The organism is Paenarthrobacter sp. NPDC091711 (assembly GCF_044756605.1).
In the GTDB taxonomy this organism is placed as follows: domain Bacteria; phylum Actinomycetota; class Actinomycetes; order Actinomycetales; family Micrococcaceae; genus Arthrobacter.
The window spans coordinates 71,165-84,757 of the sequence record NZ_JBIVTF010000006.1 but is presented as its reverse complement, the minus strand read 5'-3'; the positions used below and the strand labels follow the sequence as shown (position 1 = coordinate 84,757).

At 63.4% G+C, this 13,593-nt stretch carries 13 protein-coding genes; 3 read left to right on the top strand and 10 right to left on the bottom strand.

What is annotated here, in order from left to right; translation table 11 throughout:
- The first annotated feature begins 28 nt into the window (after window positions 1-28).
- A complete protein-coding gene (locus ACIQH5_RS11515; protein ID WP_062068055.1) occupies window positions 29-247 on the top strand; it encodes a hypothetical protein in 219 nt (72 codons plus the stop codon).
- Between the two features lie 68 nt (window positions 248-315).
- A complete protein-coding gene (locus ACIQH5_RS11510; RefSeq protein ID WP_400403242.1) occupies window positions 316-1,293 on the top strand; it encodes an aldo/keto reductase in 978 nt (325 codons plus the stop codon).
- A gap of 136 nt (window positions 1,294-1,429) precedes the next feature.
- Here ACIQH5_RS11510 and ACIQH5_RS11505 read toward each other — a convergent pair whose 3' ends face one another.
- The 9 genes from ACIQH5_RS11505 to ACIQH5_RS11465 all read right to left on the bottom strand — a co-directional run bounded on the left by ACIQH5_RS11505 (window position 1,430) and on the right by ACIQH5_RS11465 (window position 11,621).
- Window positions 1,430-3,574: a 3-hydroxyacyl-CoA dehydrogenase NAD-binding domain-containing protein gene (locus ACIQH5_RS11505; RefSeq protein WP_400403240.1), complete on the bottom strand. Its 2,145-nt coding sequence runs from the start codon at window positions 3,572-3,574 to the stop codon at window positions 1,430-1,432.
- Window positions 3,571-4,842 carry a thiolase family protein gene (locus ACIQH5_RS11500; RefSeq protein WP_400403237.1) on the bottom strand — a complete coding sequence of 424 codons (1,272 nt, stop codon included), beginning with the start codon at window positions 4,840-4,842 and terminating at the stop codon, window positions 3,571-3,573. Before ACIQH5_RS11500 ends, ACIQH5_RS11505 begins: the two co-directional genes overlap by 4 nt.
- Before the next feature lie 193 nt (window positions 4,843-5,035).
- Window positions 5,036-6,397 (bottom strand): HRDC domain-containing protein, encoded by a 1,362-nt coding sequence (locus ACIQH5_RS11495; protein ID WP_400403235.1) that lies wholly within the window; start codon window positions 6,395-6,397, stop codon window positions 5,036-5,038.
- An 80-nt stretch (window positions 6,398-6,477) separates the two neighbouring features.
- The gene (locus ACIQH5_RS11490) at window positions 6,478-7,137 is read right to left on the bottom strand and encodes a DUF3000 domain-containing protein (RefSeq protein WP_400403232.1); all 660 of its coding nucleotides are present in this window, start codon (window positions 7,135-7,137) and stop codon (window positions 6,478-6,480) included.
- Window positions 7,138-7,204: 67 nt separating this feature from the next.
- Window positions 7,205-8,296, bottom strand: a complete 1,092-nt coding sequence (locus tag ACIQH5_RS11485) for a threonine aldolase family protein (protein WP_400403522.1) — start codon at window positions 8,294-8,296, stop codon at window positions 7,205-7,207.
- A gap of 63 nt (window positions 8,297-8,359) precedes the next feature.
- Complete coding sequence (locus ACIQH5_RS11480; protein ID WP_400403229.1) at window positions 8,360-9,097, bottom strand: SDR family oxidoreductase; 738 nt, start codon at window positions 9,095-9,097, stop codon at window positions 8,360-8,362.
- Entirely contained in the window at window positions 9,097-10,464 is a 1,368-nt protein-coding gene (locus ACIQH5_RS11475) for a DUF6421 family protein (protein WP_400403227.1), read from the bottom strand. The genes ACIQH5_RS11480 and ACIQH5_RS11475 overlap by 1 nt, the downstream gene beginning before the upstream one ends.
- A 192-nt stretch (window positions 10,465-10,656) precedes the next feature.
- The gene (msrB, locus tag ACIQH5_RS11470) at window positions 10,657-11,115 is read right to left on the bottom strand and encodes a peptide-methionine (R)-S-oxide reductase MsrB (RefSeq protein ID WP_105690899.1); all 459 of its coding nucleotides are present in this window, start codon (window positions 11,113-11,115) and stop codon (window positions 10,657-10,659) included.
- 14 nt (window positions 11,116-11,129) lie between these two features.
- Window positions 11,130-11,621 (bottom strand): hypothetical protein, encoded by a 492-nt coding sequence (locus tag ACIQH5_RS11465; protein ID WP_105691069.1) that lies wholly within the window; start codon window positions 11,619-11,621, stop codon window positions 11,130-11,132.
- A gap of 135 nt (window positions 11,622-11,756) precedes the next feature.
- Between ACIQH5_RS11465 and ACIQH5_RS11460 the strand changes: the two genes are divergently transcribed.
- Window positions 11,757-13,028 (top strand): alpha/beta hydrolase family protein, encoded by a 1,272-nt coding sequence (locus ACIQH5_RS11460; RefSeq protein ID WP_400403223.1) that lies wholly within the window; start codon window positions 11,757-11,759, stop codon window positions 13,026-13,028.
- A gap of 44 nt (window positions 13,029-13,072) precedes the next feature.
- On the opposite strand, the gene ybaK is transcribed toward ACIQH5_RS11460, so the two are convergent.
- The gene (ybaK, locus tag ACIQH5_RS11455; protein ID WP_400403218.1) at window positions 13,073-13,573 is read right to left on the bottom strand and encodes a Cys-tRNA(Pro) deacylase; all 501 of its coding nucleotides are present in this window, start codon (window positions 13,571-13,573) and stop codon (window positions 13,073-13,075) included.
- Window positions 13,574-13,593 lie beyond the last annotated feature (20 nt).

Genomic DNA, 13,593 nt, shown 5'->3' with positions numbered 1-13,593 from the left:
GCACCCCAACGCACCAGGAGGTATCCCCATGGCGTCCAAGAGCAACTGGCCCGGACATACGCCCCTGCCCAAAGGTCTGGCCGCTCCGGCCAGACGGGCGCTGGCGCATGAGGGGATAGAGACTTTGGAGCAGTTGGCCGAGTTCGGCGAGGCCGGGCTGTCCAAGCTCCACGGGATGGGGCCGGTGGCTGTCGCGCAGCTTGAGGATGCCATGGAGGAATCCGGGATCTCGTACGGAACCGGCTAACAGTACTGCTGGGGGGAGTTTGTTGCCTCGGGTGACAAGCAGTGCCGGGGCGCGTATAGGCTGAATTCATGACTGAATACCGACGCCTTGGCCATTCCGGATTGACTGTCTCAGCTGTAGGGCTGGGCTGCAATAACCTGGGCCGCGCCAATACCCCCACCGAGTCCCAGGAAGGCACGGACGCTGTTGTCCACGCCGCGCTTGATGCCGGGGTGACCTTCTTCGACGTCGCCGATGTTTACGGCCGCGAGCCCGGCCTGAGTGAAGTCATGCTGGGCAAGGCGCTGAAAGGCCGCCGTGATGACGTGGTCATCGGCACCAAGTTCGGCATGGACATGCGCGGAGTCAACGGCAACGACTTCGATGCACGAGGCTCGCGCAGATACATCGTTCAGGCCGTGGAAGCTTCTCTCCGCCGTCTGGATACGGAGTGGATTGATCTCTACCAGTTCCACACTCCGGACCCGCGCACTCCCATCGAGGAGACGCTGGCAGCCCTGGATGACCTGGTATCCAGCGGCAAGGTCCGGTACATCGGCCACTCGAACTTTGCCGGCTGGCAGATTGCCGAGGCTGAGTACGTTGCTCGCCAGTCCGCTGGCGTCCGTTTCATTTCGACCCAGAACCACTACAACCTCCTGGACCGCCGCGCCGAACTCGAAGTGCTCCCGGCAGCAGGAGCTTTCTCCCTGGGCGTCCTTCCTTACTTCCCTTTGGCCAACGGGCTGCTCACCGGAAAATACTCAGCGGGCAAGGCCCCTGAAGGTTCCCGATTGAGCCACACGCGCACCAACCTGGTGCACGACGCCGATTGGGAGCAGCTTGGCCGGTTCGGCCAGTTTGCCAAGGAACGCGATATCAGCGAGCTTCAGTTGGCCTTCTCCTGGTTGGCCGCACAGCCTGGAGTCAGCAGCGTCATCGCGGGCGCAACCCGTCCGGAGCAGATTCGGGAGAACGCCGGGGCAGTGTGCTGGGTACCCACTCCGGAGGATCGCGCGGAACTGGATGAGATCTTCCCGCGGGCACCGAAGGTAGCCCTCTTCTAGCCCTCTCTCACATAACAGCCCTTAAACCGGAACGCTTTCTCACTTTCCTCAAGCAAGTGAGAGAGCGTTCCGGTTTAAGCCGCGGGATGTGAGAGAGTGTTCCGTTTTAGGCCGCGGGATGTGAGAGAGGGGCGGGTCAGGCAGGTGCGGAGGCGACGCCGGGGGCGAGGAACCGCTTGCCGTTGACCCGCTCGGAGGCGCCCACCCTGTCCAGGTAGGGTGTGATGCCGCCCAGGAACATGGGCCATCCGGCTCCCAAGATGACGCAGAGGTCAATGTCTTCAGGTCCGGCTACGACGCCCTCTTCCAGCATCAGCCCGATTTCTTCGGCCAAAGCGTCCTGGGTGCGACGAAGGACTTCTTCGCCAGTGGATGGGGTGTTGCCGAAGGACATGAGGGCCAGCGTCTCGGCCGGGATGACAGGTGATCCGTCGGGTCCCGGAGCCCAGAGGCTCTTTACGCCGTTATCGATGAGCTTCTGCAGGTTTTGCGAGACCGGGAACCGCTCACCGAACGCGGCGTGCAGCGACTCCTGGACATGCTGTGCAACCGGCAGGCCAACCATGGCGCTCAAGGTGAACGGCGACATCGGCAGGCCCATGGGACGCAGGGCGCTGTCCGCAACCTCTGCCGGGGTGCCTTCGTCGAACGCTGCGATGACTTCCCCCATGAGGCGGAGAAGGATGCGGTTGACCACGAAGGCCGCAGCATCCTTGACCAGCACGGCGGTCTTCTTGAGTCCCTTGGCCAGCTCGAAGGCGGTGGCGAGGACGGCGTCATCGGTCTTGGGGGCCCGCACGATCTCCAGGAGCGGCATGACAGCTACGGGGTTGAAGAAGTGGAAGCCCACCAGGCGTTCAGGGTGCTTCAGGTCTTCGGCCATGGCTGTGACGGACAAGGAGGACGTGTTGGTGGCCAGGATGCACTCAGGGGAAACGATCGTTTCAACCTCGGCGAAGACTTGCTTCTTGATGTGCAACTCTTCGAAGACTGCTTCGATGACGAAGTCGGCGTCGGCAAAAGCCTCCTTGGAGACAGATCCGGTGATGAGAGCTTTGGTCCTGTTGGCGGCGTCCGGTTTGATCCGCTTCTTCGCCAGCATCTTGTCCACTTCGGCGTGCACATACGCCACGCCCTTGTCCACACGTGCCTGATCAATGTCCGTCATGACCACGGGGACTTTGAGCTGCCGGGCGAACAGCAGCGCCAGCTGGCTGGCCATGAGGCCTGCACCCACCACGCCAATTTTCGTGACCGGGCGGGCAAGCTTACGGTCGGGCGCACCCGCAGGGCGCTTGGAGCGCTTCTGGACCAAGTCCAGGAACGCGTAGACCGTGGAGCGGAACTCGTCGGTTTGCATCAGCCCTGCGAGGGTCTCGCACTCAAGTTCGGCGGACTCGGCCTGGGTCATGGTGCGGTTGGCTTCCATGACATCGAGGACCTTGCCCGGAGCGGGGGAGGCGTTGGAGGTTTTGGACTCCACGAAAGCCCGGGCTGCTGATACGGCGGCTGCCCACCGGCCGGCGACGGCCTCATCCGTGACATCAACGGCGTTCTTCCGCTCAGGCGTGATCTCCCCGGAGATGACCCGGGCCGCCCATGCGAGCGACTGTTCCACGAAGTCGGCGGGTTCGAACATGGCATCGGCCACGCCGAGCTCGAACGCTTGCGGGCCGGTGAGGGTCCGGTTGTTGCTGAGGGGATTCTCGATCATGACCTTGACGGCATTCTCCGGACCGATGAGGCGCGGCAGGATGTAGACGCCGCCCCAGCCTGGTACAAGGCCGATGAACGCTTCAGGCAGGGCCAAGGCGCCTGCACCTGTGGAGACGGTCCGGTAGGTGGACTGCAGGGCGATTTCCAGCCCGCCGCCCAAAGCCAGTCCGTTGATGAAGGAGAAGCTCGGAACGCCCAGGTCTGCCAAGGTGCTGTAGACGGCATGGCCAAGCTGAGCCATCCATAGCCCATGCTCGCGTTCCTTAAGAGTTTTGACGGCCGACAGGTCTGCACCTGCCACCAGGAAGTACGGCTTACCCGTGACGCCGACACCCACAATGTCTCCCCGGGCAGCCCGCTCCCTGAGATTCTCCAAGACGCCGCCGAGTTCCACCAGCGTGTTGGGGCCCAGTGTTGTGGGCTTGGAGTGGTCAAGGCCGTTGTCCAGGGTGATCAGTGCAAAGGTTCCGGCGCCGCCCGGCAGTTGGATGTCCTGGACGTAGGAGTGGGTCACCACTTCATCAGGGAAAAGGGCGGCGAGTTTTTGGAATTCGGCGGCGCTCATGCGGCGGCTCCTTCGGTGGTGGCCGTGGTGGCCTGGTCAGCGGTGAAAGATTGGAAGTCGGCGTGGTGGGGGTTTTCCCAGATCACTGTGGCACCCATGCCCAATCCAATGCACATGGTGGTGATGCCGTAGCGTACCGAGTGGTCTTCCTCGAACTGCCGTGCAAGCTGGTTCATCAGGCGGACACCGGAGGAAGCAAGTGGATGTCCGACGGCGATCGCCCCGCCGTAACGGTTCACCCGGGGGTCGTCATCGGCGATCCCGAAGTGGTCCAGGAAGCTGAGGACCTGCACGGCGAAGGCCTCGTTGATTTCGAAGAGCCCGATGTCCTCGATGCCCAGCCCTGCGTTCTTGAGCGCCTTTTCGGTGGCAGGTACCGGGCCGATGCCCATGACCTCGGGTTCAACACCGGCGAAGGCGTAGGAGACCAATCGCATTTTGACCGGGAGGCCTAGTTCCTCAGCGGCTTCGGCGGAAGCGAGAACAGCGGCAGTGGCGCCGTCGTTCAACCCTGCGGCATTGCCCGCAGTCACTCGACCATGGGCGCGGAAGGGGGTCCGCAATTCGGCCAGGTCGGCAACGGTGGTGCCGGGACGCGGAGGCTCGTCCGTGGTGTGAAGAGCCCAGCCCTGGCCGGGCTTCATCGTGGCGACTGGGACGAGGTCCTGCTGGATTTGCTCCTTGGCGTACGCTGCATCGAGCTTGGCCTGGGAGGCTGCCGCGTAGGAGTCCGTGCGGTCCTTGGTGATGGCCGGGAAGCGATCATGCAGGTTTTCCGCTGTGTTGCCCATGTTCAAAGCAGCCGGGTCCACCAGGCGCTCGGACATGAAGCGTGGGTTGGGATCGGCGCCGGCGCCCATGGGGTGGTTGCCCATGTGCTCCACGCCGCCTGCAATGACAACGTCATATGCGCCGAAACCGATGCCGCTGGCCGTCGTCGTAACTGCCGTCATGGCACCTGCACACATACGGTCGATGGCGAAGCCGGGTACCGTGCGGGGGAGTCCGGCCAACAGTGCCGCCGTGCGGCCGATGGTGAGGCCCTGGTCGCCGGTTTGGGTGGTGGCAGCGATGGCAACCTCGTCGATCCGTTCCGCGGGGAGTGACGGGTTTCGCCGCATCAGCTCGCGGATGCACTTCACCACGAGGTCATCGGCGCGGGTGCCCGCATAGATGCCTTTCTCGCCGGCTTTGCCGAAGGGTGTGCGAACACCATCCACGAACACGACGTCGCGGACGTTCCTCTGAGCACTGCGTGATGGACTCATGTATTAACTCCTCGTTGAGACATGGCGCCGAATCCCGCGTCACGGGTGCTTCGGCTGGCATTGATGCAATGTTACTCGCGGGTAACTTAGCTGGCAAGGTCGACGCCGTGCCAGGTGTCTATGTCTCCGAGGACGCGAAAGGCCTGCCGCTACGAACCACAGTTCGCAGCGACAGGCCTCGACGCGGGGATGCTTAGCCGGCATCGCCGGAAGCTTGCACGTCCTTGGCTGCTTTGGTTTCCTTCGCCTTGGACTCTTTGGCGGGCAGCGGAGCGGGGTTCAAGCACGCTTCGGTGAGTATCGGAGCCGCGAAGGAGATTTGCCACTCGCGAGCACCCAAGGACCGCAGCTCCGCAGCGATGGACTCCAGGGAAACATCAGCCGGTGGCCGCCAGACCACCCGCCGCAGATAATCCGGCGTCAGCAGGTTCTCCACCGGCAGCTTCAGCTCGTCCGCTACTGCCTGCAGGGCCGGCCTGGCGGTGGCAAGGCGCGCCGCGGCCTCCGGATCCCGGTCCACCCACACCCTGGGTGGCGGCGGCGCATTGGTGGGCAGGTGAAGGGGCGGGAGATCCGTGAGAGTCCGTGCGTTGGTAATGCAGCGCAGCCAGCGTGGGGCTTCCCTCTGGGCGGAGCGTCCGTGGAATCCTTTGGTGGCCAGCAATTGCGGCACCGTGGTCGGCATGGCCTTGGCTGCGGCTACCAGCGCCGAATCGGGGATGAGGCGGCCGGGCGCGACGTCGCGTTTGCGGGCCAGCTGATCCCGTTCGAGCCACAATTCACGAACGGCTGCCAACTGTCGGCGGTCGCGTATCTGGTGAAGCCCGGAGGTCTTCCGCCAGGGATCTACCCGCGGGGCCGAGAGGCCAGCGGCGAGTATGCCAGCGAACTCCTGTTCGGCGTATTCGAGCTTGCCGTCCGCTTCCAGCAGCTCGATGAGTTCCTCCCGGAGCTCTGCGAGGACTTCGACGTCCAGGGCCGCGTAACGCAGCCAAGGCTCCGGTAGTGGGCGCGTGGACCAGTCGGCTGCGGAGTGTTCCTTGGCCAGGCCAAAGCCGAGGAGTTGTTCGATGACTGCTGCAAGGCCAACCCGGGGGAGTCCCGCGAGGCGGGCTGCAAGTTCGGTATCGAACAGTTTGTCCGGCCACATGCCGAGCTCGGAGAGGCAAGGGAGGTCTTGCGAGGCCGCGTGCAGGATCCATTCGACGCCGCGAAGGGCGTCGTTGATGATGTCCAGGTTATCGAAGGGTTCTGGATCGATCAGCCAGGTTCCGGCACCTTCGCGGCGGATCTGAACCAGGAACGCCCGCTGGCCGTAGCGGAACCCGGACGCGCGTTCTGCGTCCACTCCGGCCGGCCCTGTTCCGGCGGCTATGGCGGCTGCGCACCGCTCCAGCCCGGACGGGGTGTCGATGACCTGGGGTACTCCTTCGCGGGGAGTGTCGAGATCGATGATTTCAGGGACGTGGCTATCGAAGCCGTCTACCTTGATGTGGGTGGTGGGATCAGCAACCGGGTCGCCGGCCGTGGTGTTTTCCGGATATTCAGGGGTCATGGTGGCTTAAGCTTACCGATTCCGGCCGTAGAGGGGTGTTTCCAGTCCCTGGTGGGTACCCGCCTGCACATTCATCACACTCAATTGAGTCTCCTGTTGGGTAGCCCGGTGACCCCTGGTGGAAGAGGTGGCAGCCCCGCGAAGGTGCACACCATGTCGGACCAGGCTTCGAGATGGGCTTGTACGTCCTGGCTGGCCGGTGTCCAGGACGCCCGGAGCTCGATGTCTATGGTGTCCGGCCGTTCGGCCAGAGTGCCGAAGCTTTCGGAAAGGATCCGTGTTGCTGTGCCACCGGCAGCGCGATAAGGGGCTGCGTGGTTCTCCAGGGCATCCACGAGCCAGGTCCAGGCAACGGAGCCAAGCATGGAGTCGTTCCCCATCTCAGCGTCCATCTGAGCCCGAATGTAGGTGACGATGCGGAATTCCCCTTCCCAGACGGCCGAGCCATCGGGGTCGTAAAGGAGGATGAAGCGGCCGGTGGCCAGTTCATCGTCCTCTTCACTTGACTGACTGCCGCCTTGGTTGGCGGCAAAAGCCTTGGCCGCAGGTCCATGGACGGGAACCCGACGGGTTGCTGCCGTGGGGCTGAAAACCTCGGCTCCCAAGGCGACTGCGTAGGGGGCCAGACGGGCGGGAGCGGGGATCTCGTCAAGGCGCAGTTCGCTGCGGCACTGTGCTTTTCGTAGTGATCCCAAGGCGAAGAGAAACTCCGAGGGAACCTGTGCGAGGGCGTTCACCATCGCAGATTATGCGTCCGGGGCGGCGAATCTGTGCAGGCTCGCCGCCCCGGGGTGCACGTCTTGTGTGTTACGCCAGCTCGCGCCTGATGGCAGCCACGAAGGCATCGATGTCTTCCTCCGTGGTGTCGAATGAGCACATCCACCGGACTTCACGGCGGGCGGCGTCCCAGTCGTAGAAAGCGAAGGACTCCCGCAGCTTGTCCGCGACGCCTTCGGGCAGGACGGCGAAGACCCCGTTGGACTGCGTTGCCTGGGTAGGTTCCACGCCGTCGATTCCCTCAATGGCCGTCCGCAGGCGCGCTGCCATGGCGTTGGCGTGGGCGGCGGACCGCAACCACAGGCCATCCTCCAGCAGGGCAATGAACTGGGCTGAGATGAAGCGCATCTTCGAGGCGAGCTGCATGTTCATCTTGCGCAGGAATTTCAGGCCGTCAGCTGCATCCGGGTTCAGCGCCACCACTACTTCGCCGAAAAGAAGTCCGTTTTTGGTGCCACCGAAGGAGAGGATGTCCACGCCGGCGTCGCGCGTGAAGGCCCGGAGGGGGACGTCCAGGTACGCGGCGGCGTTCGCCAGCCGGGCACCGTCCATGTGGAGCTTCATGCCCTTGGAGTGCGCATGGTCGGCGATGGCCCGCACTTCATCCGGCGTGTAGCAGGTCCCGAGTTCAGTGGTTTGGGTGATGGACACAACCAGCGGCTGGGCGCGGTGTTCGTCGCCCCAGCCCCAGGCCTCGCGGTCGATCAGCTCGGGGGTGAGCTTGCCGTCCTCGGTGGGAACCTGCAGGAGCTTGATCCCGCCCACCCGTTCAGGCGCACCGTTCTCATCCATATTGATGTGTGCCGTGGAGGCGCAAATCACTGCTCCCCAACGGGGAAGGAGCGATTGCAGGGCAAGGACGTTGGCGCCAGTGCCGTTGAAGACCGGGAAGGTCTCGATGCCCGGGCCGAACTGCTGCTCCAGTACCTCCTGCAGCCGTGCCGTGTACACATCCTCGCCGTAGGAGACCTGGTGCCCGCCATTGGCGGTTGCCAGTGCTGTGAGGATCTCCGGGTGCACGCCGGAGTAGTTGTCGGATGCGAATCCGCGAACCGCAGGGTTATGCAGTTGAGCAGGATCATGCAGTTGACCCGGGCCCGGGGTGTCCGTGGCGCTGTGGATTGCCTCTGTTGTGCTCGTCACTTGTTCATTCACGCTTTCAAGTCTATTTGGGCCGGCAGGATTCTAGGTGGCCAGCAGGATGCGCTGGCCGTTGAGGGCGGCGGCAGGTTGTTCAAAGAGTCCGACGACGGCAGTCGCCACGTCCTCAACGTCAGTGAAGCCGGGGAATCGCCTTTCGGGATGGGCTTCCCGCATGGCGGAGTCGACGAGAGCTTTCACCACGAAAATCACCGCTGCGCTGTGCTGCTCCGTGGGGGCATCCGGGTTTCCGGCCTTGCCGGATTGCGCCCGGCCGAAACCGTCGGCTACCGCCAAGGTCCAGGCTTCCGCGGCTGCCTTTGCTGCGGCGTAACTGGCGGCCGCGGCGGTGGGGGAGGTTGCCGTGGTTGATGAGACCATGGCGAACCTGCCGTGCGGAGATGCTTCAAGGTGGCTGTAGAAGACCCGGGAGACGTTTCGGAGGGTGGTAACAGCGCTGCGTTCCATGGCCTCCCAATCCTCGTCCGTCTGGTCTTCAATGCCCTTCGCGCCCCGCCAGCCGCCCACCAGGTGGATCACGCCGTCGATGCCCTCGATGCCGAGGCCACTCACGGTGGCAGCAAGCTCCCGAACGGACTCCAGGCTGGTGAGATCGCAGACTAAAGGAGTTGCCGAGTGGCCTGCTTCGCCCGCAGCCGCCTTGATGCGGACGTCATTGGAGCCCACTGTGAGCACCCTGTGACCGGCGGCCCCCAACGCGCGCGTCACGGCGATGCCGGAAGCGCTGCTTCCGCCGGTCACGAGGATAGTCAGTGTGGTCATCAGGCGGCAGTCGCGCCCGTGATGCCGGTGGTGGACTCAATGACGGGGCGCATTTTCTTCTCCAGTGCTTCGTAGAACATGGACAGGGGGAATTCGTCGTCCAGCACCTGGTCCGTGAGGCCGCGGGGCGGACCGTCCAAGGGTAGCGCCTCGGGGCCCTTGGCCCATACGGATGCCGGGTGAGGAGTTACCGTGCTGGAAATGAGCTCGTATGCGGCCAGCCAGTGGGCAGCCTTGGGGCGGTCGATCGAGCGCCAGTACAGTTCTTCGATTTTGGCGCCGAGTTCCACCACAACTTCGGCAGCTTCGTCCCAATCGATGGAGAGCTTGCTGTCCGTCCAGTGCAGAACGTGGTGCTGGTGCATCCAGGCGAACAGCAGTTGGCCGCCCAGACCGTCGTAGTTGCGCACACGGTTGCCGGTGATGGCGAACCGGAAAATGCGGTCGAAAATTACCGCATACTGAACCAGCTTGGCGTGCTTGCGGGAATCGGGATCGGCTTCTTCGTCCTTTTCAATGCGCACCGATTCGCGGAAAGCGGTCAGGTCACAGCGCAGCTCCTCCAGCGAGTACAGGAAGAACGGCATGCGCTGCTTGATCATGAACGGATCAAAGGGAAGGTCTCCGCGCATGTGGGTGCGGTCGTGGATCAGGTCCCACATGACAAATGTGCGCTGGGTCAGTTCCTGATCCTCGATCAGCTGCGCTGCGTCCTCGGGAAGTTCCAAGGAGGTGGTTGCGGCAGCTGCCTTGAGCACGCGGCGGAAACGGGCGGCTTCACGGTCGGCGAAGATGGCGCCCCAAGTGAACGTGGGCGTCTCGCGGACTGCCACCGTCTCCGGAAAGAGCACGGCCGAGTTAGTGTCATAGCCGGGCGTGAAGTCTACAAAGCGGATGGGGACGAAGAGCTTGTTGGAGTATTCGTTTGCCTCCAGGCCGCCAATGAACTCAGGCCAGATAACCTCGATCAGGACTGCTTCCACCAACCTGTTGGTGCTGCCGTTCTGCGTGTACATGGGGAAAACCACAAGGTGCTGCAGACCGTCAACGCGCTGTTCCTGAGGCTGGAACGCCTGAAGGGAGTCCAGGAAGTCCGGTACTCCGAAGCCTCCCTGAACCCAGCGGCCGAAGTCTTCCACCAGGAGCTCCAGGTAGCGGGCATCGTGAGGGAAGTGCGGTGCCAGGGCCGTGATGGCGTCGGTCACCGTGGAAACCAGGGTTGCCGCCTCGGCGTGGACGTCGGAATCGGCAATGGAGCCGTCCTGTTCCTGATGTGCCTGGAGGGCGGTGGCTGCAGCCTTCAAGGACATCCACTCAGCGTTGTCGGCAGTGACACGCTGGGCGGTAGCGGTAGTGATAGTGGTCATGGAGCTCGGCCCTTTCGAAGGAGTGATTGCTTCTGGGCCGAGCGTAGCAAGCAAAAAGCATCGCTAATCTAAAATTGCCTCGAGCATAAGAAACTCTTGGCCTTTGGGTGTGTGGAGACCGGTTGAGGTCCAGTCGCGGCATAGGTAACCTCCCGGACGGGCGGGGCCGAGCACCAGCCCGTCCAGGAAGGCCTAGTTTTCTTCGGGCTTCACCAGACGCAGTGAAACAGAGTTAATGCAGAACCGCTGGTCCGTGGGCGTTCCATAGCCTTCACCCTCGAAAACGTGCCCCAAGTGTGAATCGCAGTTCGCGCAGCGTACCTCCACGCGATCCATTCCCATGGTGCGGTCATGAAGATACCGGACGGTGCCCTCTGCAAGCGGCGCCCAGAACGACGGCCAGCCACAGTGGGAATCGAATTTCTCCCGGCTGGTAAACAACTGGCTGCCACAGGCGCGACACTGGTAGACGCCTTCCGTGTGGGTGTCCCAGTACTCACCCGTGTAAGGCCGTTCGGTGCCTGCCTGCCGTAGCACCCGGTACTCCTCGGGCGTCAACTCCTCGCGCCACTGAGCATCGCTCTTTTCCACGGGAACGGCAGCCCCCTCGGGCGCAGAAGTTGTCTTGCTGGTGTTGTCAGGAGTGTTCATGTCTACTGCAACGCTTACGAGTCGCCGATAAATCCCGAGCCCGCATACAGGTGCAGGACCGGAAGACCCAACTGATCCTGTGCCTTATTGGCCCAGTCAGTATGGAACGTGTCCGCAATGGCATGGGGGCGGGTAATGACCACCGCTTGGGCAGCATCCACGGCCCGGACCTTCGCCACCAAGCCGGCCACGGCACCGCCGTCGAAGACTTCTCCCGTCACGCCTCCACCCAAGCCGGCCAACGCCGCCAGCGATGCGGCCAGCGTCTCGGAGGCCTCCGCGCGCTCAGCCTCAGGGTCCGGGTGCTGCGCAGTGAGCTCCCGGAAAGCCTTGGCAATATCAAGCAACGACAGATTCTCCAGGAAATCCACCAGAAGGTGTCGTTCAGTGTTGGACGGAACCAGAACAATAAGGGGAGCATCACCGCCGTCGAGAAGTTTGGCGATGTTAACGCGGTCGTCGGGGCCGAGGGGCTCTTCAGTCAGGATGACGATGGGATCACTCATGGCTACAGCGTAGTCCCGGCCAAGGGCAGTCCGCAGACTTTTGGGGTCTGAAACGCGCGTCAGGATTCCCGGGCGAGTACGCCGCGCGGCCCACGCCTGCACCAGCCAGCGCCAGGGAGCAGCAACAATGGAACCATGGCATCGACAACCCCGCCAGCGAGCGACGCTGCAGACAAGAAACTCTCCCTCCGCACCAAATGGGCCATCGCAGGCTTCCTGGCAGGCGGCACAATCGCCGGTTTGGTGGGGGCAGGGTCCTCGGCGCTCGCCGTGTATTTTGCCCGCCGTGTCATCACCCCTGCCGCCAGGCACGAGGACCAGGAAGTGCTTGCTGTCATCCGCGGGGACAAGGGACTTCAAGTGATCTTGGCTGCCACCCCGGACAGCACCATTGACGGCGTGTTCAGCCTGTTCTTCTCGGGCGGCAAAGGTCACGCCAGGATCGGCCGGATTGTGTCGTACTCGCCCGCTGAGCAGACGGTGCTGCGTGAAGTTGAGGAAGTTTACAGCGGCGACCTCTCAGAGGCCCGCCGCGCATGGTGGAGCGGGGGAACGTACCCGGATCCTGCTGCAATCGGCCTCGCTGCCGAGGACGTGGACATTATGGTGGACGGCGGGAAAGCGCCTGCGTGGTTGATCCGTGCCGAAGCATTGGCTGCAGCGCCGGTCTGCGCCATCATGGTCCATGGCCGCGGCGCAACGCGCTTGGAAGGGCTGCGGGCGGTCCGCACCGCACGCGAGCTGGGGATGGACAGCCTGCTGATCTCCTACCGCAATGACGGTTTAGCCCCGTCCGCGGCGGACGGGCGGTACGGCCTGGGATCCACGGAATGGCGCGACGTGGAGGCTGCGATCGAATACGCAGTGGACCGCGGTGCCCAGGAGATTGTTCTGTTCGGCTGGTCCATGGGCGGAGCGATCAGCCTGCAAACAGCTGACCTGTCCAAACACCGCCACCTCATCCGGGCTCTGGTCCTTGACGCCCCGGTCATCAATTGGGTCAACGTGATGGCCCATCATGCTGAGATGAACAGAATTCCCTACAACGTGGGGCGCTATGGGCAGATGATGCTGAGCCATCCGCTGGGGCGCAGGCTGACCGGACTGTCCGCACCTGTGGACCTGAAGGCCATGGACTGGGAGGCCCGCGCCGTTGAACTGCGGACGCCCACCTTACTGATCCACAGCGTGGATGACGACTACGTGCCCTTCGGACCCTCCGCCAGCCTCGCGGAAAAGAATCCTGACATGGTCACGTTTGAACCCTTCGACGGCGCCCGGCACACCAAAGAGTGGAATGTCGATCCGGAACGGTGGGAGCGTCTCGTCCGCGCGTGGCTGCAGAGACAACTGGCTCCGCGGAACAATCCGGGACAGGCAAGCGCCGCCGGGGTGGGGCCTGCTTGAGCAGCTGGGTTGGGAGTCCGGCGCCGGATGATTCAGGGTGGGCCCTAATGCTTGTCCGTGGTGCCAATGGGAGCAGTGATGGCCTTGGTGAGCCGGATGAGGTCAGCCGGGGCCAGCTCAATATCCAGTCCTCGGCGGCCGCCTGAGACGAGGATGGCACTGAAACTCAGGGCGGACGCATCAAGCACAGTGGGGGAGGTCTGCCGCTGTCCCAAGGGGGATATGCCGCCCAGGACGTATCCCGTGCGCCGCTCCGCGGTCTTGGGGTCGGCCATGGCGGCTTTCTTGGATCCGAGAGCTGCAGCAACCGACTTTAGATCCAAGTTCCCGGAAACCGGAACGATTGCCACTGCCAGGCGGCCTTCAACCTCCACCATGAGGGTCTTGAAAACCCGTTCGGGCTCCATGCCCAGGACCTCGGCGGCTTCCATTCCATAACTGACTGTGCCTGGGTGGTGGGCGTAGGGGTGCAGCACGAAGGGAACGCCGGCCGCTGCAAGTGCTGCAGTTGCCGGCGTTCCTTGTGAAGCCATCTTTTTGGCCATCGCTGTGGTGGTGCCCTTCA